The organism is Corynebacterium sp. (genome assembly GCF_030532195.1).
Classification (GTDB): domain Bacteria; phylum Actinomycetota; class Actinomycetes; order Mycobacteriales; family Mycobacteriaceae; genus Corynebacterium.
On the sequence record NZ_JAUNLP010000006.1, the window covers coordinates 1 to 20,746 of the forward strand.

Here is a 20,746-nt window from a genome sequence, read left to right on the forward strand (position 1 = left end):
CCCCCCATAACGCGAAGCGTCAATAACGCTAAACGTTAAACTTGAACTCGACCACATCGCCATCATGCATGATGTAGTCCTTGCCCTCCTGGCGAATCTTGCCCTGAGCCTTAGCCTCAGCCATGGAGCCCGCGGCAATCAAGTCGTCGTAAGAGACAATCTCGGCTTTAATGAAGCCGCGCTCAAAGTCAGAGTGAATAACGCCAGCGGCCTCCGGTGCGGTCGCCCCCTTGCGGATGGTCCAGGCGCGGGCTTCCTTCTCGCCAGCAGTCAGATACGTCTGCAGCCCCAGGGTGCGGAAACCAGCACGTGCCAGCGCATGCAGACCCGGCTCGGTCTGACCGATTTCAGAAAGCAGCTCGTTGCGGGATTCCTCATCCAGCTCGAGCAGGTCGGCCTCAGCCTTGGCGTCCAGGAATACGCAGTCCGCCGGTTCCACAGCAGAAGCCAGTTCCGCACGACGGTCTTCGTCGGCAAGCACTTCCTCATCGGCATTGAAGACGTAGAGGAACGGCTTTGCGGTGAGCAAGTGCAGTTCGCGCAGTGCGGAGAGCTTCACGTCATCGGCAGCGGCGAAGAGGGTGCGGCCCTCCTCCAGGACGGCGAGAGCCTGCTTGACGGCTTCAACCTCACCGGCCTTTTCCTTGTCCTTCTTGGCTTCCTTCTCCAGACGCGGCAGGGCCTTCTCAATGGTCTGGATATCGGCCAGAATCAGCTCGGTTTCAATGACTCCGATATCGGAGGCCGGGTCAACCTTGCCGTCGACATGCACGACATCGTCATCATTGAACACACGGACGACCTGACAGATGGCATCGGCCTCACGAATATTTGCGAGGAACTTATTGCCCAGGCCTTCGCCCTCCGAAGCGCCCTTCACAATGCCAGCAATGTCAACGAACGACACCGTGGCGGGAAGGATACGCGCCGAGCCGAAGATTTCGGCGAGCTTATTCAGACGTTCATCGGGAAGCTCAACAACACCGACGTTCGGCTCGATGGTGGCGAATGGGTAATTCGCAGCCAGCACATCGTTGCGCGTCAAAGCGTTGAACAGGGTTGACTTTCCGACGTTGGGCAGACCGACAATTCCAAGTGTAAGACTCACGCCCTTCATCTTACGGGCTTGGCAAACAAGATTTGAAGTCGCCCATACTTCGCGAACTTGCCCACGCTACCGTTTCAACCCCCATAATGAATACGTGAGTAATAAACCCAATGAAGGCGAAGAATGGACTGCACAGTCCGAAAAGGACGCTATCGATTACGTCATGGGATCGGAGCCGTTACGCGTGGAACAGTCTCTGTCAATCCCCTCCGATACGCATAAGTCGGCGACGACCCAACCTGACTTGCCGGAAGACGCAGAAAATCTCGACGAACTAATGGACGAGAGCAACTCCGAATCCATCGACCGCGCCGATGTGATTGGCGAGGGCGCTCGGTGGTTTGCAGGCTGGTGCCTGCGCTTCCTCATCACCGTCGCAGCTATTTACGTCGTCACCCAGCTGCTGGGCAAGATTTGGGATGGCGTGCTGCCAATCATGCTGGCCCTCATTGTGTCGACGGTTTTGGCGCCGCCCGCCGTCTTCCTGATGAAGCACCGCTGGCCCCGCGCGCTGGCCGCGCTGACGGTTATCCTCGGCGCGCTGGCCATTATTGGTGGTGTCATAGCACTTCTTGCCCCGACTGTGCAGTCGCAGTTCCCCGAGCTGCGTCGCCAGTTCACAAACGGCATCCAAGAAGTCCAGAACATCATTCAGGGCCCGCCGTTTAACGTCAAGGACGAGCAGCTTCTCGACGCACTGGATCAGGCAACTCAGTGGCTGCAAGAGCGCTCCGGCGATATTGCCAACACGGTTTTCCAGGGCATCTCGGTTGTCTCCTCTGTCGCTGTGACCATGATGGCCATGCTGGTGCTGACCTTCTTCTTCATCAAGGACGGTCAGGATTTCCTGCCATGGCTCCGCCGTCTGACTGGCCGTCGCCTGGGCTGGCACCTCACTGAGGTCCTCACGCGCTCCTGGAACACGCTGTCGGGTTACATCCGCACGCAGGCTATCGTTTCGCTTATCGACGCCATCTTCATCGGTGCCGGTCTTGCGATTTTGCAGGTGCCACTGGCCATGGTTTTGGCAGTGGTGACCTTCTTCGCCGGCTTCATTCCGATTGTCGGTGCCTTCACGGCAGGATTCATCGCCGTCGTCGTCGCCCTGGTGGCCAATGGCCTGACCACGGCAATCTTCGTGTTGATTATCATCATCGCCGTCCAGCAGATTGAGGGTAATATTCTCTCGCCGATCCTGCAGTCCAAGGCCATGGATCTCCACGCCGCGATTGTTCTGTTGGTGGTCCTGCTCGGCGGTGGCATCTTCGGCATTATCGGTGCTTTCCTGGCTGTGCCGGTCACCGCAGTCGTCGCAGTCTGGTTCCGTTACCTCGGCGACCTTACCGACCTGCGCACTGGCGATAAGACGGCGAAGGATATTAAGTTCGCCACAGATGCGGGTTCGATTTCCGGCATTCAGATTGAGGCTGCTGGCCGCGCCATGCGCGACCGCCTGGCCAACTTCCGCTTAGGCCATGAGGAAGAGGACAATTCCGCAGAACACGTGGTGAAGGCTGATGCCAAGACTGCGGGCCAGGTTTCACCTGAAGCTGGTGTCACAAATCATGAAGAGGGCGCAATGACTAAAGCCTTCCGCAAAATCTCCGAGACGGTTTCCGGCCCATTTAACCGAAAAGACAAATAACGGTAGATTCAACTGTGAACCACGTTAAAGTCTGAAGATAGGTTCTATTTCCGGGCTTTAGTCCCTTAGAGACACGGGCAGGCCTATATACCGGGCTTGCCCGTTTTTATCACTAGTAACCGGTAGGATACGCATTCGTGTCGAACAGATCAGCAGTAACCCGTACGAGCGGCGGTAGCAAGCCGCTGCTTCCTCGCGTACCGATGTGGGTGCCACCATTGCTGATGCTTCTGGCCGGCATCATTGGCCTTATCTTCTCTGTTCCTAACGGTGCAATTGGCAAGCCGTACTTCATCGCTTTCACGATTGCGGCGCTAGCCGGAACCCTACTGGTGGTACCTCGTGGACTCGTTGTCACAGTTGCGCAGATACCTATTTTATTTGCGATTGTGACATTCCTGACCGCCTGGTTTACCGGTTCTCTAGCCGATCCTGAAAATGGCGGTGCCACGTCATCGACCTCGCGCAAAGCACGATTGGTGACGTCGGCCTATCCCATCGTCCAGCAGTTTCCGTGGCTGCTTATCCTGTTGATAGTCTGCATCATCATTGCGGTGTGGCGCTATCTTGAGATCACTCGCAAACAGCAGAAATCTCACAATATCCAGCTCAAGGAAGCCAAGCGCCGCCAGGTTCGCGACGATGCAGCCGTGGAGTCCTCTTCCCAGGTTCGCCGTCGTCTTGCTGAGTCCGACCGTCGCACAGCTTCGCGTGCAAACGACAGGTCCGCTGCTAGGCGACCGGCAGCAGACATCATCCGTGATGCAGAAGCTCGCCGCCAGGCTCGACAGCAGGCAGCACAGAAATCAACACAATCTGGTGCTGCTGCCTCGACTGGCACAAGGGCCGGCGCAGGCGCTGGCAATCGAGCGGCTGCGCGCCCGACTCCACGCCCGGCCACGGCGGAATCCCGTCCCCAGCCGCAGGGCGCCGAGCGGCTGCAGCAGCCGTCTCCGAACCGAGGCGACCGCACCGCCAATCAGCCACGGCGAGCTGCGGCTCAGGCACGACGTCCCATCGAGCGGCCGAACCGTCCGATGCGGTCGACACCTGAGTTTCCCCGTCGTCAAGCTGAGGGCGGCGCGCGTATGTGGGGAGAGCCGTCGGCTGCTTCTGCACCACGTGCAAATCGCCAGGCGCGCCCCGAGTATCCCGAGCGCCCCGGCACTGGCACTCACCGTCGCACCGAGGAATGGCCGCCACGTCAGCAGCGTCCACGACAGGAGCGCATGACTGGCCGTGACAACGCCAATCGCCGCTATCGCAAGTAGCTCGATTGCGCAATCGCACCCACGAGTTTGCCCACAGGTATTTTTTGCCTGTGGGCACATTGCGTTTGGCAGCAGGAGCAATCCTCGCAATCGTGTAAGTGTTGAGATATGTCGAAACTGGAAACGTCGGCCGAGAAACCGGTTCAGGTACGGCGCCTGAACCAGTTGGTCAAGGACTACATTGAGCGCCTCGGACAAATCTGGGTGGAAGGGGAAATCGCTCAGGTCAATTCAAAGCCGAGTTGGAAGCTCTCCTACATCACGCTGCGGGACACCTCCGCGGAGTTTTCGGTGTCTGTGACCTGCTCTACCACCGCGTTGCGCAATCATCCGCTGCGCAATGGTGACCGAGTGGTCATGCTGGGCAAGCCCGCTTTCTACGCAGGGCGTGGCCAATTCTCGCTGTGGGCGACGGAATGGCGGCCGGTCGGTCTTGGCCAGTTGCTCGCGCGATTGGAGCAGCTGCGCAAGGCGCTGGCAGCCGAGGGGCTCTTTGATCCGCGACTAAAACGGCCACTGCCCTACCTACCCAACAAGATTGGGCTTATTACAGGTCGCGGCTCGGCCGCAGAGCGCGACGTGCTCTCAGTGGCCAAGGCTCGGTGGCCGGAGGTGGACTTCCGTGTCATCAACACCATCGTCCAAGGCGCGAAGGCGGTGCCGGAGGTCATTGAAGCACTCGGTCAGCTCGATGCCGACCCACAGGTAGATGTCATCATCATCGCCCGCGGCGGCGGCAGTGTGGAGGATTTGCTGCCTTTTTCTGATGAAGCGCTTGTGCGCGCAGTGAGCAAGGCGACGACACCGGTTGTTTCCGCCATTGGGCACGAGCCGGATACACCTCTGCTGGACTATGTTGCGGACCTGCGCGCGGCAACACCGACAGATGCAGCGAAAAAGACAGTGCCCGATGCCGCTGAGGAGCGGCGTTTGATTGAGCAGTTACGCGAGCGTTCTTCTGCTTCGCTGCGACGGTGGGTGGATCGTGAAGTGGCAACGCTGCGCGACCTCACGTCGAGGCCGGTGCTGCGCGATCCACACACGCCTATCCGGGTGCGCGAAGAATTTGTTTCCGCGCACGTTGACCAGCTTCGCTTCTTGGTCAATCGCAGCCTAGAGCGCGAGGAGGCCAAGGTCGCGGGCTTGCGCGGCAAGGTCTCTGCGTTGGGGCCATCAGCCACGTTGGCACGAGGCTATGCCATTGTCCAGGCGCAATCGGCATCCCAGCCAGAGCCGCAGATTGTCACCTCGATCGATCAGGCACCAACGGGATCGCAGCTCCGCATCCGAGTCAGCGATGGCTCCATCTCGGCTGCCACACTGGGCACGCACCCTGCAAACTAAGACAACTCAACATCCGACGTAAACAAACACGAATGAAAAGGACGTAACCACTCATGAATGACAGTGTTTTTGGCGCAGGTCAGGCACCATCTGCTGAGGAACAGGTACCGGTGGAGAACTTGAGTTATGAAGAAGCTCGAGACGCATTGGTAGAAACCGTCAAACTGTTGGAGCTCGGCCAGATGAGCTTAGATGAGTCGCTGGCGCTGTGGGAGCGCGGCGAGGCATTGGCGCGCCGCTGTGAAGAGCACCTAGCTGGTGCGCGAGCAAAGGTTGAGGCTGCATTGGCCAGTAAAAACCAAGATGCCGCAGCATCGAATGCTGCGGCATCTGCACCGGGCAGCGACAGCGGAGAGTAATCCTGATACTCAGCCGCTACCTGCGGTTTCGGGCGCTTGAAAAGACGGTGGCTTTTAGAGTTAGTTAGCGGGAGCGCCAGTTTCAGCGGGCCTGTTCTGCTCGGAATCAGCCGGGGCTGAAGTCGGCGCTGGTGTCTGCAGGGCGGCATTGGCATCAATTGGCTTTGCCTTCTGTAGGCCCGAGGCCAACTGCGTGAACTCCTCGTCGTTAGCGGTGCCCTCAATCATTGCGCGCACCTCGCCTAAGTCTCCAACCCACACGCGACGGTCGTTGTCATCAGTCGGCTGGAACTTAGTCCACTTGGTGCCGTCGACATTAACTGCACCATCCCGGAGGCGTTCCTTACCATCTGCGGGCAGCTTGTCAGCTGGTGCATCAGTCTGCGTGACCTGCACAAACGTGCCACTAGCAGTGACGAAGCCGACGATAGTCGTCTGGTGACCCGCAGCCGTGCCAGCGCGCGTCGAGTTTGAAGTCCAGCCCTTTGGCACCTCGGGCATCCGAACCGGGTAATCCACGCGGTTGGATTCCATGTTCAAAAATGACTGCGCGTCCACTTCATGCACCGGCCCATTTTCGGGTTTTCCGGGGTTAAAGCTGCACAGACCGGTAAAGCCGATGGTGACAGCCATCGCGATTGCCATCACCACAAGGGTGAGAATCATGTCCCGGCTGTCCTGCAAAATCCTAGGTTTCTCATTCGCCACGGGCTCAAGTATGCCAAAGGCACACTTGCGAACCTATTCCTCCGTGGGTTTTCCACCGTTACCGCTGGCAGGCGTTGGTGACATTCGCTGGTGCCGTCGGCAAGCGAAAACGGCGCCAGAACAGAATTTTGACACGCGTTTGATGTGGAGGTTTGTGTGCTGTCCTCCCCCACTTTGGCACTAGCCCCACCCCCGCGAGTGAAAAAAGTGGAACACTAGTACCAGATGGCCAGGCGCGAAAAACGGTTGCGCTGAGACATCGATGAATGGAAATTGCTGCAGCGCTAAGCCCCAGTTTTCTTGGCGTGGCGTCTCCTAGAAAATCAAATATCTCAACTTAGAGTTCCCAAAAGACGGAAGGGCCAGAATTTAATGAACGCCTCGAATCCTGAAGCACCGGATCGCAACCTTGCGATGGAGCTCGTCCGAGTCACTGAGTCGGCAGCTCTGGCGGCTGGTCAGTGGGTTGGTCGTGGTCAGAAGGAAAAGGGCGACGGCGCTGCCGTCGATGCCATGCGCAAGCTCATCAACACGGTGGCTATGAACGGTGTCGTCGTTATCGGTGAGGGCGAAAAGGACGAAGCTCCGATGCTCTTCAACGGCGAGAAGGTCGGCAACGGCTATGGTCCGGCCGTCGACATCGCAGTTGACCCGATTGACGGCACCACTTTGATGGCAGAGGGTCGACCGAACTCGATTGCAGTTCTCGCTGCTGCTGACCGCGGTTCTATGTACGACCCGTCGGCCGTTTTCTACATGGACAAGATTGCTGTCGGCCCGGAGGCTGCAGGCAAGATTGATATTGAGGCTCCGGTCGAGCACAACATTAAGGCTGTGGCAAAGGCCAAGGGCCTGCGTCCGGAAGATGTCACTGTTGTGGTTCTGGATCGTCCGCGTCACGCTGACATGATTCGTGACATCCGCGCTGCTGGCGCAAAGGTTCGCCTGATTGGTGACGGCGACGTTGCCGGTGCAGTTGCCGCTGCTCAGGACACCAACTCTGTGGACATCATGATGGGTGTCGGTGGCACTCCGGAAGGTGTCATCACCGCATGCGCCATGAAGTGCATGGGCGGTGAGATTCAGGGCAAGCTCCACCCGCGCGATGAGGCTGAGATTAAGAAGGCCCTGGATGCCGGCCACGACCTGTCCCGGATTCTGACCACCGATGACCTGGTCAATTCTGACAACTGCTACTTCGTTGCAACTGGTGTGACCAACGGTGACATGCTGCGTGGCGTTGCTTACCGCGGTAATGGTGCATGGACCCGTTCGCTGGTCATGCGCTCCAAGTCCGGCACGATTCGCCGCATCGAGGCTTTCCACTCCCTGGCAAAGCTGCGTAAGTACGCATCGATTGATTACGGCGCTGGCGAGATGCCGTCGGAAGATCTGTAAAGCGAACTACCCCTTTAGTGGTGCCCTCGGGGCACCACTTTTTTATCAATCTGATTCATACTTGAAGGCGAATGCGCTACTGGTGTGAGTTGCATGCCTAATTGCATGTGACAACAGTCGCTTGTCGCGCGCACTCAAGTTCCCTAGATGAAAGAGGCAACGAATGACAGAGCAGCAGTTCCGCATCGAGCATGACACCATGGGCGAGGTCAAGGTTCCGGTTGATGCCCTGTGGCGCGCACAGACTCAGCGTGCAGTTGAGAACTTCCCAATCTCCGGCCGTCCGCTGGAGTCCGAGCAGATTCGCGCTATGGGTCTGCTGAAGGCTGCCTGCGCCATTGTTAACAAGGACCGCGGTCTGCTGTCTGCAGAGCAGGCAGACGCAATCGTCGCTGCTGCCAAGGAGATTGCTGACGGCAAGCACGATGACCAGTTCCCGATCGACGTTTTCCAGACTGGTTCGGGTACGTCCTCCAACATGAACACCAACGAAGTCATTGCTTCTATCGCAAAGGCCAACGGCGTTGAGGTTCACCCGAATGACCACGTCAACATGGGTCAGTCTTCTAACGACACCTTCCCGACTGCAACTCACGTCGCAGCTACCGAGGCCGCAATTAAGGACCTCATCCCGGGTCTGAAGGTTCTGCAGGAGTCCCTGGCTAAGAAGGCCAAGGAATGGGAGACCGTAGTTAAGTCCGGCCGTACCCACCTGATGGACGCTGTCCCTGTCACCCTGGGCCAGGAGTTCTCTGGTTACGCTCGCCAGATTGCCGCTGGCATCGAGCGCATCGAGGCCACCCTGCCGCGTCTGGGTGAGCTGCCAATCGGTGGTACCGCTGTTGGTACCGGCCTGAACACTCCGGCTGACTTCGGTGCCAAGGTCACTGAGCAGCTCATTGAGCTCACCGGTGTCAAGGAGCTCAAGGAAGCTCAGAACCACTTCGAGGCCCAGGCTAACCGCGACGGCCTGGTTGAGTTCTCCGGCGCTATGCGCTCGGTTGCTGTCTCCCTGAACAAGATTGCAAACGACATTCGCTGGATGGGCTCCGGCCCGCTGACCGGTCTCGCCGAGATTCACCTGCCGGATCTGCAGCCGGGTTCCTCCATCATGCCGGGCAAGGTCAACCCGGTTCTGTGTGAGACCGCTACTCAGGTCGCAGCACAGGTCATGGGTAACGACGCCGCTGTCGCCTTCGCCGGCGCAAACGGCGCGTTCGAGCTGAACGTCTTCATCCCGGTCATGGCACGCAACGTCCTGGAGTCCTCCAAGCTGCTGGCCAACACCGCTCGCGTCTTCGCTGAGAAGCTGGTTGACGGCATCGAGCCGAACATCGAGCGCATGAAGACTCTGGCTGAGTCCTCCCCGTCTATCGTCACCCCGCTGAACTCCGCTATCGGCTACGAGAACGCAGCTAAGGTGGCTAAGACTGCTCTGAAGGAAGGCAAGACCATCCGCCAGACTGTCATCGACATGGGCTTCGTCGACGGTGAGAAGCTGACCGAGGAAGAGCTGGATAAGCGCCTGAACGTTCTCGACATGGCCAACACCGACCGCGACTAATCGCAGGTTTTCTGCCACGCTAGCCGTGGCTAGCTAAAACTAGTCCCCTGCCAGTCGGTTGCCGCTTTTACGGCGACTTCCTGGGAGGGGATTTTTCATGCCTACTCGACTAATCCGCACTTTGCCGTACCGTGGCAGGCATGAGCACCCGCTTGCCGACCTTTGACAAAATCTTCCATCACACCGTCAATTTTCCGCGCGTTCGCGTTGCCGAGTGGTTCGCACGGCCCGGCGCGGTCACGCGTCTGACCCCTGGGCTGATTCCGATGTCACCGAAGTCTGAGGCATCGTCGCTTGTCGACGGCACTACGGTGTTCTCCCTGCCAATAGGCGGCAGGTGGGTTGCGCAACATCAAGATGCAGAATTCGAGCCTGGAAAACAGTTTGTAGATGTCGTAACCAACCAGCCCTTTGCTGCGCTTACTGGTTGGCATCACACTCATCGCCTGGAAGATGCCATCAGTCTTACGGGGACAGGTCAGGCAACGGCGCTGGTAGATACTGTTTCAACAAAGGTGCCAGTACCCGGACTTCGGTCAATGTTTTCCTATCGCGCTACCAAGGTCGCCGGTGATCTTGGCGCCGTCGATAAGCTCTCTACCTACCTTGGGCATACTCCGAAGCCGCTGACGGTGGCGATGACGGGTGCATCGGGGACCGTCGGCACGCAGTTGCGTGCGCTGCTGATGACCGCAGGACACACGGTTGTGTCCTTGGTGCGCCGCCCGGAGCAGACGCGGCCCGCAAGTGAGCACGGCGATGGCGATGGTGGAGCGCGGTTGTGGGATACTGCCCAGCCTGCGCGTGACTTGCTCGATGGTGTCGATGCGGTGGTGCATCTAGCGGGCGCGCCTATTGCCGGGCACTTCAGCGATAGTCATGTGGCGAAAGTGCGGCATTCTCGAGTGGAGCCGACGCGCGCATTGGCGGAAGTGATTGCGCAGTCGCCGTCTGTGAAGGTTGCGGTTGGGGCCTCAGCGGTGGGCTTTTATGGCGCTGACCGCGGCGGGCAGGTGCTGGATGAAAGCGCTGCGATCGGGCCAGAGGCTGCTGGCTATGACGGCACTGCAGCCACGGATAATTTGGCGGCGATTGTTCGCGATTGGGAGGCCGCTTGGGAACCTGCCCGAAAGGCTGGGACTCGCGTTGTCACAGTTCGCACTGGCCTTGTTTTATCTGGTGGCGGTGGATTGCTGCCGCTTTTAACCGGTGTTGTTTTTACTGGTTTGGGCGGGCCATTGGGGGATGGCAAGCAGTGGTTTCCGTGGATTGCGTTGGACGATCTGCTGGATATTTATCACCGCGCACTGGTCGATCCCGCGCTATCGGGGCCGGTGAATGCCACCGCGCCGATTACCTCTGGCGTTGATAATGCCGAGTTCACGGCGGTGTTGGGCAAGGTACTTCGCCGCCCGACTGCGATTCCGGTCCCAAAAGTTGGCCCGAGACTTCTGCTTGGCAACCGCGGTGCCAGAGAGCTTGCACTGGCGAATCAAAAGGTTGATGCGGCGGTGTTGGCAAAGGTCAGCCATGAATTCCGTTTCACATCGCTGCAGCGTGCACTCGAGCACGAGCTTCTGAAAGAGCGCTAACGAGAGGCTAGTGCAAGGCTCAGGCAAGACTGGCCTGGACTGACCTGCTTTGCCCGGAAAATCCCAGGTTGATACGTCAACTTGCGCATGATTGCACGGGGTGTAAACTTTCACTCCGTGCAAGAACAAAGCAATGGTCAACATTCCAGGGAGCGTCCTGAATGCGGGCTACGCGAACTAAAACGGTTCAAAACGCACTGTAATTTGGCGGATGCCGCCACTGCGCTGGTACTCGATCGCGGGTATGACGATGTCAATATCGAAGACATCTGTGAGCGAGCCGGCACTAGTCGACGTACATTCTTCAATTATTTCGATTCCAAGGATCAGTCCATTTTCGGCAACGGCATTATGTCGTTCGATGCCGAGGATGAAGAGCAATTCGTCTCTCAGAAACACGAAGACCCGATTGCTGACATGCTCGATCACATCGAGGCCGAAAAGCGGAACAAGCTTCGCAGGTATCAGGCGCTGGGGGCCACTGACGAGTTTCGTCGCATGCTGCGTGACCGCATCCAGGAAATTCTGCGTAATGAGCCGAAACTGTCCACGGTGGTTATCTCCAACTTTGGAAACTCCATGCGACGAGTTCGCTCCGCTTTTGAGCGCTATTTCGAAATAGATCCGAGCTCGCGCAGCCACCCGGAGCTTCCGCTGGAGGCCGAGGTATCGCTGTCGGTTGGATTTGTTCGCGAATGCGTCCTCTATTCATCCGTTCACCTGGATGAATTCAATACAGATACGCCGCTTCACGACGCTGCACACGTCGTTACAAATTTTAGGAGGAGGATTAGTGACCGCTAGTAACACCACTGCCCAGCGCGAAACCAACACTACGGTTTCTGACAACGAATCACACTTGGGCATCATCTTCTTCGCGCTCATTCTCACAATGTTGATGAGCTCGCTGGGGCAGATGATTTTCTCCACCGCGCTGCCGACCATCGTCGGCGAGCTCGGCGGTGTCGACCACATGTCGTGGGTCATTTCTGCGTTCCTGTTGGCACAGACGGTGGCAATGCCGATTGTCGGCAAGCTCGGTGACATGATTGGCCGCAAGGGCCTGTTCATGATGGGCATTGTCCTGTTTATGGTGGGCTCCATCATCGGCGCCATCACCCACTCGATGGGCCTTCTCATTGCCGCCCGCGCCTTCCAGGGATTTGCTGGCGGTACGTTGATGGTCTCCTCTCAGTCCATCCTGGCTGAGGTTATTCCGGCACGTCAGCGCGGTAAGTTCATGGGCATCATGGGCGCGGTGTTCGGCTTAAGCTCCGTACTCGGTCCAGTGTTGGGCGGTTGGTTCACCGATGGTCCGGGCTGGCGCTGGGGTCTGTGGATCAACGTTCCAATGGGCTTGATTGCGCTCGTCGCCGCCGCGGCCTTCCTGAAACTGCCGCGCCGCAAGAGCGAGGGCAACTTCGACTACATCGGCACGATGTTCCTCACCGCTGCTGCCTCCACGCTGATTCTCACCACTACCTGGGGCGGCACGCAGTATGAGTGGACTTCGGGCACCATCATTTCGCTGGTCATTACCTCGGCAATTTCGTGGACACTGTTCTTCTTCACTGAGACCCGTGTCACCAACCCGCTGATTCCAATGCACCTGTTCCGCAGCCGGAACTTCGTGCTGACGACCTCCTCCGGCCTGATTCTCGGTATCGCAATGTTCGGCACGATGGCCTACATTCCGACCTACCTGCAGATGGTGCACTCGATGTCGCCGACTGCAGCCGGCTTGATGATGACTCCGATGATGGTCGGCATGCTACTGACCTCAATTGGTGTGGGTCAGGTAATTTCGCGCACTGGTAAGTACCGCTTCTACCCGTTCATCGGCCTGATGATTATGGCCGTGTCGCTATACCTGCTGTCCACGCTGGAGCCTTCTACCCCGCTGTGGCAGCTCGGTATTTACCTGTTCATCATGGGCTTTGGCCTGGGCACCGGTATGCAGGTTCTGGTTCTGATTGTTCAGAACTCGTTCCCAGTGGCAATGGTCGGTACTGCTACGGCAGCTAATAACTTCTTCCGCCAGATCGGTGGCGCGGTGGGCTCCTCCATCGTGGGCTCGATCTTCATCCACCGCATGAAGGATCTGGCCGGCGAGCGAGTCCCGGCTGCCATCGAACAGATTAAGGCCGCCTCCCCCGAGGCTGCCGCGGAGTTCGCAAAGCAAATGGGGCCGGAGGGCTTTTCCTCCAAGTCCATCGGTTCACTGACTCCACAGGTATTGGATAGTCTGCCGGCGCCAATCCACGAAGCGCTGATTTCCAGCTACAACGATGGATTGACACCGATCTTCTTGTACTTGACGCCAGTTATTGTCCTGGCGGCAATCATCGTGTTCTTCGTTCGTGAGGATCCGTTGAAGGAGACCGTCGAGTAAAACCTCGACAACCTCCTACTACGCCCCCACCTGGCCGTCGGCGCGGTCGAGCTTTTCCAGAATTGGACGGTTCGGCTCGCCGGCGGCCTCTGCTTCTTCCTGAACACGCTTGAGTGCGCGCTCCTCCGGTTTTTCCAGCAGTTTTTCCAAAATAATGACGTCACGCCACTGTCCTGCCATCGGGCCGTAGGTCATCTTGGCCATGTGATGATAAATGCCGACCTCGCGGAAACCGAGCTTGCGATGCAGCTTGAGCGAGCCCACATTCTCCGGGAAAACCCAGGAGTGAATGGACCAGCAGCCCTTCTCCGTGGCATCGTCGATAAGCTTTTGCAGCATCGTCGCTGCCAGTCCCATCCCCTGGCCGTCCGGGTGGACGTAGATGGAGTCTTCGATGACACCGTTGAAGATTGGGCGCTTGGACACTGGCGCGGCTGAGGCCCATGCCAAAATCTTGTCTGGATTCTCCGCATCGACTGCGACATAACACAGGTCAACGCGTTTTAGAGCGATAAATTCGTCCCATTCGGGTGCCGAATGTTCCCACGATGCATGTCCTGTATCAAGGCCAATCTCGTAGATCTCTTGGATCTGTGGATAGTCCTCTTCACGCATCATTCGGATCGTGAAATCGCGCTTCTTTTCTGCCATACCTACAGTGTCGCTAATTTTTCGGTGTGCGTCGAACGAAACCGTAAAAATATTGTAAAAAAATCACTTTCTCCTGCGCGGCCGCCCGCCACCCGCACGTCCACCGCGCCCGCTACGACCCTTCGCAGTGGGTTTTGCATGCTTTACGACGCCACTTGCGGCCCTGCGACGGGCTTGCTTAGCCAGCGTCTTTTCCCTGGCCGTAAGCTTCTTCGGAGCGGATTTGGCCGCCTCGCGCCCCAGTTGCGTGCGCGTCGAGCCCTGTTTGCGCCCCTGCACAATGCCGACGAATTCCTGCCGAAGCTCATCATCGTCGGCTTTTGGCCACACCAGCCAAATGGCGGTCTTCGTCAGAGGCTCGGTCGCCCCCTCTTCGGCCACCAGGTCTGAAGAGGACACCGCCTTCTTCGCCAGCGCCTTCAAAATAGTGCGCGGCCCCACCACGACACCGGCACCGGTCGCCGCGACGGGCAGCATCTGTCGCAATTCGTCGACGTCTGTGGAGGTCAACAACACCGTTTCATCTGCCAGGAGTCCCTGGTCAATGGACTGCGATAGTGAGAACACATGGTCCTTTTCAAAGGCCACGCCCCAAGCTTCGTCGTAAAGCCGGATGCGATGGAGCGTATCCGGCAGCGACTCCTCCGAATCCAGCCGTACCAGCGCCATGTCGGCGGTGCCGTCGGTAAGTGCGGAAAGCGGTTTGTCGAGCGCGTGCGTGTGCAGGTCGGCCGGAATGCGGTCGCGGCAGCGGCGGAACCACTTCTCGGGGCTGGTGCCGGTGGCAAACGCGATGCGCAGGACGGCGGTTTCGGGGGTCTCCATACTCCGCAAGGGTAGTCGAATGGGTGCTAGCGTTGGACACATGAAACCCCTAACCGCAGCCAAGAAACTTGGCATTTTCCTCCCGGCAACACCCGAGGAATTTCGCACTGGTGAGATTTCGCACGCACAGTTTGTAGAACTGCAGAACAATCCGCCGGAGTGGCTCGCGCAGCTGCGCCGCAACGGCCCGCACCCGCGTCCGGAAGTTGCCCGCAAGCTGGGCATTACTATCACGGCGTTGAAGAAGAACGATATGGATAAGCCGCTGACGACGGCGGATATCAAGGAACTGCTGGAGCAGATGCCGGATTGGTTGGCGGATGCTCGTGAATCCATGGCTAAGCAGCGCGCTGAGGCCGCTGAAGCCGAGGCAAAGAAGGATGACGGCCCAGGTCGCGCTGCTGCGGAAGCATCTCGCGCAGCTGAGAAATAGCCGATAACCCTACTAAAAGGAGGATTCCCCCGTGGCCATCGACTACACCGCACATGCAATCAACCACAAGGGCAACGGCACTGTTGTCCTGATTGGCTCGCTGGGCACCACTCAGGAAATGTGGGAGCCGCAGGTAGCCGCTTTGAGCGAGAAGTACCAGGTCATCACCCCGGATATCCGTGGTCACGGCGAATCCCCAATTCCGGAAGGTCAGTGGGAGATGAGCCACCTGGCCGCCGACATCATCGAGGTTCTCGATGAAGAGGACATCAAGCAGGCGCATTTCGTTGGCCTATCTCTCGGCGGCGCAATCGCTCAGACAATCGCGTTGGAGCACGCGGATCGCGTAGTGAGCCTGACGCTGTCGTCGACGGCACCGAAGTTCGGCACGCCAGAGTCCTGGCAGGAAAAGGCCGCAACCGTTCGCGACAAGGGCACAGTCGCGCTTGCTGACACAGTCGTTCACAACTGGTTCACCGATACCTGCTTCGACAACAACCCGGAGCTGCCCGCCCGCTTCCGCGACATGATTGCCGACTGCCCCGATGACGGCTACATCGGCGCGTGCGGTGCGCTCTCCCGCTTCGACACCCGCGAACGTCTGGCCGACATCACCGCACCGACACTGGTCATCGCCGGCAAGCAGGACACGTCGACCTCACTCGACGTTGTCACATCGCTTCACGACGGCATCCCTGGCTCCACCATGGTCGTGGTCTCGCCGGCCAAGCACCTGCTGAACCAAGAAACTCCGGAGTACTACAACGCGGCGCTCTTGGCACACATCGACGGCATTGCGGAGTAGCCAATAGATGCTGCCGGCTTTTCGGCACATAAAAAGGCGCGGCCTGCGAAAATCCCTGAATACCTAATTCGGGACAACACGCAGGCCGCGCCTTTTTCGAGTGCAATTGGAGGTTGCTATGACTGCCAGCGGGAAAGAGAGGAAATCAAGGAAAACCTCACTTCCCACCTGCCAGACATAGTATCGACTACCTGCAGCGATGGGAATAAGGAAACAGGATTGTTTCTAAAATCACCCCCGGTTTTCATCTCACACCAAACACCCCACCGCACAGCAATGACAACTCCACACAAACCCCAAAAGTCGCCGCGACCTGTACCGCGGGTTAGCATTACCTAACTTTTCATCTATCTAGCTAACAGCAATCACTTCGAAATCACACAAAATCGCCGTGGGGGTAATTTCTAGTCTTCAGGACTAGCCCGCAGTGGCCGTCGTAAAGCGAGCAGAGACCAGCAAATACGGAAAAACTTTTAAAAAAATCAGTGTCTCTCGTCACATTCGTGCATAATGAGGTACAACAGTCATAGTCGCTATGACGATGAACCGAGGCCGGAACTTGATGCAAAGGCCTTAAGACAAAAATTCCACGATCAATTTTTCAAGGAGCATGTCATGAAGGACTTTCTGCCCCGCACTCACTTCGAAGAAGAGCACAACATGTTCCGCGACATGGTTCGCGGCTTCGTTGAGAAGGAAATCGTCCCGAACGTAGAGCGTTGGCACGAGCAGGGTCAGCCGGACCGCGAGATCTTCAAGAAGGCTGGCGAGCTGGGCCTGATTGGTATGTCCACCCCGGAGCAGTACGGTGGCGGCGGAGAGATGGACTTCCGCTACAACCAGGTTCTCAATGAGGAGCTGACCAACGCCGACTGTGGTTCCATCGTCGTTTCCTTCGGCGTCCTCAATGACCTCGTTGCCCCGTACCTGGCTAAGTTCGGCAACGAGGACCAGAAGCAGAAGTACCTGGCTGCCATGAACGCCGGCGACCTGATTGGCTGCCTGGCAATGACCGAGCCGGGCGCAGGTTCCGACCTGGCCGGCATGCGCACCTTCGCAAAGAAGGACGGCGACCACTACATCCTCAACGGCACCAAGATCTTCATCTCCAACGGCATGCTGTCCGACTTCGCACTGGTCGCAGCAATCACCGACCCATCCAAGGGTCGTGCCGGTGTCTCCATGTTCATCGTTGACTCCGACCTCGAGGGCTACACCAAGTCCGGCCCGCTAAAGAAGCTCGGCCTGAAGGCTCAGGACACCGCTGAGCTGAACTTCGACAACGTCCGCGTTCCGGCTGAGAACCTGCTGGGTGAAGAGGGCGCTGCCTTCGGCTACCTGCGCACCAACCTCGCTCACGAGCGCCTGACCCTGGCTTGCGGTTCCGTCGCTACCTCTCGCCGCGCTTGGACCCTGGCTTACAAGTACGCTCAGGAGCGCGAGGCATTCGGTCGCCCGATCATCAAGCACCAGGTCCACGGCCACTACCTGGCTGACATCGCTACCCGCATCACCGCACTGCAGGCGTTCGTCGACCAGGCTGTTATGGCTCACAACGAGGGCAAGCTGGATGAGACCGGCGCTTCGATGGCCAAGTACTGGACCACCGAGGAGCAGCAGGACATCGTCACCCGCTGTGTCCAGATGTTCGGTGGCTACGGTTTCATGCTCGAGTACCCAATCTCCACTCACTACCTCGACTCCAAGGTTCAGACCATCTACGGTGGCACCAACGAGATCATGAAGGAGATCATCTTCCGTCGCATCTCCAAGGGTGGCGCCGAGTAAAGGCTCGCCCACCTCAAACCGTCGCGGCTCACGCTTGACGACGGCGCATTGATGAAAAGACCTCGCCCTGCTTGGGGCGGGGTCTTTTTGTGTTTTCACCCGACTGCAGCGCCGATGTCAGCCACTGCCCCATGAAACAGTTACCCCCACAAAATTGTGACTATGTAGTGAGATTGCTATCTCATATACTAAGATTTTATTAAGTGATGGTGATGCACTTCACCAGTTTTCCTTTAAGATCACGCTAATCCCGTGAAGAATCGGAGTTCGAAGAGCCAATGAGTACCGCAAACTCAACCGCAAAACCCCAAAGAAGGGAGGTGTTTTCCACCCGAGCTGCCTTCATTTTCGCCGCCATTGGCTCAGCAGTCGGACTGGGGAACATCTGGCGCTTTCCATACGTCGCTTATGATTCCGGCGGCGGCGCCTTTCTCATTCCCTACCTGGTCGCCCTTCTGACCGCAGGTATCCCACTGCTGTTCTTGGACTTCGCCATCGGCCACCGCTTCCGCGGTTCCGCTCCGAAGTCCCTGCGCCGCATTAAGTCCTGGGCCGAGCCGATTGGCTGGGTGCAGGTCGGTATCGCGTTCTTCATTACCGTCTACTACGCGGCGATCATTGCGTGGTCGTTTATCTACGCGTGGAAGTCGCTGTCCAAGAGCTGGGGCGACGATGCCGAAACGCACTTCATGGAAGATTTCCTCCATGCGGACACCGAGTCCGTGATGTCGTTAGAATTCGTGCCGACCATTTCCATCGTTTTGCTGATTGTTTGGGTTCTCGTCATCGGTATTCTCGCCGCGGGCGTAGACAAGGGCATCGGCAAGGTGTCGGTCATCTTCATTCCGCTTTTGACCGTGCTGTTTGTCGCAGTGGTGATTTACTCGCTGACTCTCGATGGCGCTGCCAAGGGTCTGGATGCCTTCTTCACTCCGGACTGGTCCGCGCTCAGTGACTCCAGCGTGTGGATTGCCGCTTACGGCCAGATTTTCTTCTCCTTGTCCGTGGCGTTTGGCATCATGCTGACCTACGCCTCCTACCTGAAGCCCCGCACCAACCTGACCGGGTCCGGCCTGGTGACGGCATTTGCGAACTCCTCCTTCGAGGTGCTGGCCGGTATCGGCGTCTTCGCCACCCTCGGCTTCATGGCAACGCAATCCGGTCAGGCGGTCGATGAAGTCGCAACGTCCGGTATCGGTCTGGCATTCATCGCCTTCCCGACGGTCATCTCCGAGATGCCGGGCGTGGTCGGTTCCATCTTCGGCCTGCTGTTCTTCCTCTCCCTGTCCATCGCTGGCGTCACCTCGCTGATGTCACTGCTTGAGGTTGTTGTCTCCGCCGTCCGCGACAAGCTGAACCTGGGCCGCGTCCAGGCAACCCTCGTCGTCGGTGTGCCGATGGCAATTCTTTCGATGCTGGCTTTCCCGACCACCTCTGGTCTGGCCACTCTGGACATCGTCGATAAGTTCACCAACAACGTCGGCATCGTGCTCGTGGCACTGATGACCATCATCGCAGTCGACTGGGTTTTGCACCGCTCCAACGAACTGGCTATGCACCTCAATGCCGTGTCCTCGTTCAAGGTCGGCACCGTCTGGCGCATTTTCGTCGGCAATATCACGCCGGTTGTACTCGCAGTCATCCTGTTCCAGGAGCTCGTCGGCCTCATCAACGAAAACTACGGCGGCTACTCGGACGCACAGATTGATGTCTATGGCTGGGGCGTTATCGGTGTCATCCTCATCGGCGCGCTGATTATGGCCATCCTGCCGTGGCGTGGTCACCACCGTCTGGACGGTCCTCCGGGCTCGGACTTCGGTGTCACACCGGACTTTAAGCGCACCTCGCATCTGCCACGCAAGCATGTTCCAGCAAGTGAGGAGGTTTAAGCCACAATGTCCGGTATCGCAATTGTCATGATGTCGCTGTTCATTCTCGTCATCTGGGGCGGGTTGGCAGTCGCAATTGTCAACCTGTCCAATCACCCTGATGAAATCTCCGGCGATTTAGGAGATCACCCAGACCTCACTAACGAGGCCCTGGGCGCCATGGAAGAACAGTAAAAACTACTTGCCTTCAAAACGCGGTGGTCGCTTCTCCAAGAATGCGGCTACCGCTTCTTTATGGTCTGCGGAGACGGCCAGACGCGCCTGCGCGTCGGCCTCAGCATCGGCGGCAGCCAGGGTGTCGCGGCGAAGCAGGGCCTTGATCTCCTTAAATGCCATCGTCGGACCAGAGGCAAACTGAGTTGCCAGCTCGCGTGCCCTGGCGACTGGGTCCGCGACAACTTCCGTGACCAGGCCGAGGTCCAGGGCTTCGTCGGCAAGCACCTTCTTATCGAAGAACAGCAGCTCGCGCGCCTTCGCGTCGCTGACCATGCGTGGCAGCAGCGCCGACATACCGCAGTCCGTCGCCAGACCGATTGACGGGAACGCGGCCTTGAACGAGGCCTTCGGACCGGCGATGCGGAAGTCACAGTGCAGCGCCAGCGACCAGCCGGCACCTGCGGCAGCGCCCTCAACAGCGGCGATAATCGGCACATCAATGGCCGTCAGCGCCGCGACCATCGGGTTGTACTCCTCGACGACCTTGCCCATACCGGCACCTGCCTGCAGGTCAGCGACATGTTCCTTCAAGTCCTGGCCGGTGCAAAACGCCTTTGGGCCGCCCATCAGGACGACCGCGCGCACCTCCGGATCCTGGGCGCGCTCAAAAGCCTCCTTCAGCTCCAGGCGAATGGCCTTGTCCAACGAGTTGTACGCTTCCGGGCGGTCGATAGTGATGGCCAAAACGCCATCGGAAAGATCAAGTGTTACGTGGTTCATACTTTCAGAGATTATCGAACACTCCCCCACCCACGACG

At 58.3% G+C, this 20,746-nt stretch carries 19 protein-coding genes; 14 read left to right on the forward strand and 5 right to left on the reverse strand.

Features of this window, described 5'->3' with window-relative positions; all coding sequences use genetic code 11:
- Positions 1 to 28: 28 nt before the first annotated feature.
- On the reverse strand, positions 29 to 1,108 hold the full coding sequence (gene ychF, locus Q4E11_RS07340; RefSeq protein ID WP_303164835.1) for a redox-regulated ATPase YchF: 1,080 nt from the start codon (positions 1,106 to 1,108) through the stop codon (positions 29 to 31).
- Positions 1,109 to 1,202: 94 nt separating this feature from the next.
- On the opposite strand from ychF, the gene Q4E11_RS07345 reads away from it, so the two are divergent.
- The 4 genes from Q4E11_RS07345 (at position 1,203) to Q4E11_RS07360 (ending at position 5,727) form a co-directional block, all read left to right on the forward strand.
- The gene (locus Q4E11_RS07345) at positions 1,203 to 2,753 is read left to right on the forward strand and encodes an AI-2E family transporter (RefSeq protein WP_303164836.1); all 1,551 of its coding nucleotides are present in this window, start codon (positions 1,203 to 1,205) and stop codon (positions 2,751 to 2,753) included.
- Between the two features lie 137 nt (positions 2,754 to 2,890).
- Positions 2,891 to 4,024 carry a DUF6542 domain-containing protein gene (locus Q4E11_RS07350; protein ID WP_303164837.1) on the forward strand — a complete coding sequence of 378 codons (1,134 nt, stop codon included), beginning with the start codon at positions 2,891 to 2,893 and terminating at the stop codon, positions 4,022 to 4,024.
- Between the two features lie 108 nt (positions 4,025 to 4,132).
- Entirely contained in the window at positions 4,133 to 5,368 is a 1,236-nt protein-coding gene (gene xseA / locus Q4E11_RS07355) for an exodeoxyribonuclease VII large subunit (protein ID WP_303164838.1), read from the forward strand.
- A 53-nt stretch (positions 5,369 to 5,421) separates the two neighbouring features.
- A complete protein-coding gene (locus Q4E11_RS07360; RefSeq protein ID WP_303164839.1) occupies positions 5,422 to 5,727 on the forward strand; it encodes an exodeoxyribonuclease VII small subunit in 306 nt (101 codons plus the stop codon).
- A 60-nt stretch (positions 5,728 to 5,787) separates the two neighbouring features.
- Here the strand turns inward: Q4E11_RS07360 and Q4E11_RS07365 are convergent, their stop codons facing one another.
- Positions 5,788 to 6,435, reverse strand: a complete 648-nt coding sequence (locus Q4E11_RS07365; RefSeq protein ID WP_303164840.1) for a DUF4245 domain-containing protein — start codon at positions 6,433 to 6,435, stop codon at positions 5,788 to 5,790.
- Between the two features lie 372 nt (positions 6,436 to 6,807).
- Between Q4E11_RS07365 and glpX the strand changes: the two genes are divergently transcribed.
- From glpX to Q4E11_RS07390, 5 genes are all read left to right on the forward strand, one after another.
- Complete coding sequence (gene glpX / locus Q4E11_RS07370) at positions 6,808 to 7,833, forward strand: class II fructose-bisphosphatase (RefSeq protein WP_303164841.1); 1,026 nt, start codon at positions 6,808 to 6,810, stop codon at positions 7,831 to 7,833.
- 163 nt (positions 7,834 to 7,996) lie between these two features.
- Complete coding sequence (locus Q4E11_RS07375; protein ID WP_303164844.1) at positions 7,997 to 9,397, forward strand: class II fumarate hydratase; 1,401 nt, start codon at positions 7,997 to 7,999, stop codon at positions 9,395 to 9,397.
- 140 nt (positions 9,398 to 9,537) lie between these two features.
- A complete protein-coding gene (locus tag Q4E11_RS07380) occupies positions 9,538 to 10,989 on the forward strand; it encodes a TIGR01777 family oxidoreductase (protein WP_303164846.1) in 1,452 nt (483 codons plus the stop codon).
- 204 nt (positions 10,990 to 11,193) lie between these two features.
- A complete protein-coding gene (locus Q4E11_RS07385) occupies positions 11,194 to 11,793 on the forward strand; it encodes a TetR/AcrR family transcriptional regulator (protein WP_303164848.1) in 600 nt (199 codons plus the stop codon).
- Positions 11,783 to 13,381: an MDR family MFS transporter gene (locus Q4E11_RS07390; protein WP_303164849.1), complete on the forward strand. Its 1,599-nt coding sequence runs from the start codon at positions 11,783 to 11,785 to the stop codon at positions 13,379 to 13,381. Before Q4E11_RS07385 ends, Q4E11_RS07390 begins: the two co-directional genes overlap by 11 nt.
- 18 nt (positions 13,382 to 13,399) lie before the next feature.
- Here the strand turns inward: Q4E11_RS07390 and Q4E11_RS07395 are convergent, their stop codons facing one another.
- Positions 13,400 to 14,032 carry a GNAT family N-acetyltransferase gene (locus tag Q4E11_RS07395; protein WP_303164850.1) on the reverse strand — a complete coding sequence of 211 codons (633 nt, stop codon included), beginning with the start codon at positions 14,030 to 14,032 and terminating at the stop codon, positions 13,400 to 13,402.
- Between the two features lie 63 nt (positions 14,033 to 14,095).
- Positions 14,096 to 14,857 carry a LysR family transcriptional regulator gene (locus Q4E11_RS07400; RefSeq protein ID WP_303164851.1) on the reverse strand — a complete coding sequence of 254 codons (762 nt, stop codon included), beginning with the start codon at positions 14,855 to 14,857 and terminating at the stop codon, positions 14,096 to 14,098.
- Between the two features lie 40 nt (positions 14,858 to 14,897).
- Here Q4E11_RS07400 and Q4E11_RS07405 point away from each other — a divergent pair, with 40 nt between their 5' ends.
- From Q4E11_RS07405 to metS, 5 genes are all read left to right on the forward strand, one after another.
- The gene (locus tag Q4E11_RS07405; RefSeq protein WP_303164852.1) at positions 14,898 to 15,290 is read left to right on the forward strand and encodes a DUF5997 family protein; all 393 of its coding nucleotides are present in this window, start codon (positions 14,898 to 14,900) and stop codon (positions 15,288 to 15,290) included.
- A gap of 31 nt (positions 15,291 to 15,321) precedes the next feature.
- Positions 15,322 to 16,095, forward strand: a complete 774-nt coding sequence (locus tag Q4E11_RS07410) for an alpha/beta fold hydrolase (RefSeq protein WP_303164853.1) — start codon at positions 15,322 to 15,324, stop codon at positions 16,093 to 16,095.
- Positions 16,096 to 16,710: 615 nt separating this feature from the next.
- Complete coding sequence (locus Q4E11_RS07415) at positions 16,711 to 17,883, forward strand: acyl-CoA dehydrogenase family protein (protein ID WP_303164854.1); 1,173 nt, start codon at positions 16,711 to 16,713, stop codon at positions 17,881 to 17,883.
- A 278-nt stretch (positions 17,884 to 18,161) separates the two neighbouring features.
- Positions 18,162 to 19,772 carry a sodium-dependent transporter gene (locus Q4E11_RS07420; RefSeq protein ID WP_303164856.1) on the forward strand — a complete coding sequence of 537 codons (1,611 nt, stop codon included), beginning with the start codon at positions 18,162 to 18,164 and terminating at the stop codon, positions 19,770 to 19,772.
- 6 nt (positions 19,773 to 19,778) lie between these two features.
- Complete coding sequence (gene metS, locus Q4E11_RS07425) at positions 19,779 to 19,946, forward strand: methionine/alanine import NSS transporter subunit MetS (protein ID WP_303164857.1); 168 nt, start codon at positions 19,779 to 19,781, stop codon at positions 19,944 to 19,946.
- A 3-nt stretch (positions 19,947 to 19,949) separates the two neighbouring features.
- On the opposite strand, the gene Q4E11_RS07430 is transcribed toward metS, so the two are convergent.
- On the reverse strand, positions 19,950 to 20,708 hold the full coding sequence (locus tag Q4E11_RS07430; protein WP_303164858.1) for an enoyl-CoA hydratase-related protein: 759 nt from the start codon (positions 20,706 to 20,708) through the stop codon (positions 19,950 to 19,952).
- Positions 20,709 to 20,746 lie beyond the last annotated feature (38 nt).

What these genes read in the sequence shown, in the direction of transcription:
- Q4E11_RS07400 (WP_303164851.1), bottom strand. Translation starts at nt 14,857, where the DNA reads ATGGAGACCCCCGAAACCGCCGTCCTGCGCATCGCGTTTGCCACCGGC.
- Q4E11_RS07415 (WP_303164854.1), top strand. Translation starts at nt 16,711, where the DNA reads ATGAAGGACTTTCTGCCCCGCACTCACTTCGAAGAAGAGCACAACATG.
- Q4E11_RS07360 (WP_303164839.1), top strand. Translation starts at nt 5,422, where the DNA reads ATGAATGACAGTGTTTTTGGCGCAGGTCAGGCACCATCTGCTGAGGAA.
- Q4E11_RS07380 (WP_303164846.1), top strand. Translation starts at nt 9,538, where the DNA reads ATGAGCACCCGCTTGCCGACCTTTGACAAAATCTTCCATCACACCGTC.
- Q4E11_RS07430 (WP_303164858.1), bottom strand. Translation starts at nt 20,708, where the DNA reads ATGAACCACGTAACACTTGATCTTTCCGATGGCGTTTTGGCCATCACT.
- Q4E11_RS07420 (WP_303164856.1), top strand. Translation starts at nt 18,162, where the DNA reads ATGAGTACCGCAAACTCAACCGCAAAACCCCAAAGAAGGGAGGTGTTT.
- glpX (WP_303164841.1), top strand. Translation starts at nt 6,808, where the DNA reads ATGAACGCCTCGAATCCTGAAGCACCGGATCGCAACCTTGCGATGGAG.
- Q4E11_RS07395 (WP_303164850.1), bottom strand. Translation starts at nt 14,032, where the DNA reads ATGGCAGAAAAGAAGCGCGATTTCACGATCCGAATGATGCGTGAAGAG.
- metS (WP_303164857.1), top strand. Translation starts at nt 19,779, where the DNA reads ATGTCCGGTATCGCAATTGTCATGATGTCGCTGTTCATTCTCGTCATC.
- Q4E11_RS07405 (WP_303164852.1), top strand. Translation starts at nt 14,898, where the DNA reads ATGAAACCCCTAACCGCAGCCAAGAAACTTGGCATTTTCCTCCCGGCA.
- Q4E11_RS07375 (WP_303164844.1), top strand. Translation starts at nt 7,997, where the DNA reads ATGACAGAGCAGCAGTTCCGCATCGAGCATGACACCATGGGCGAGGTC.
- xseA (WP_303164838.1), top strand. Translation starts at nt 4,133, where the DNA reads ATGTCGAAACTGGAAACGTCGGCCGAGAAACCGGTTCAGGTACGGCGC.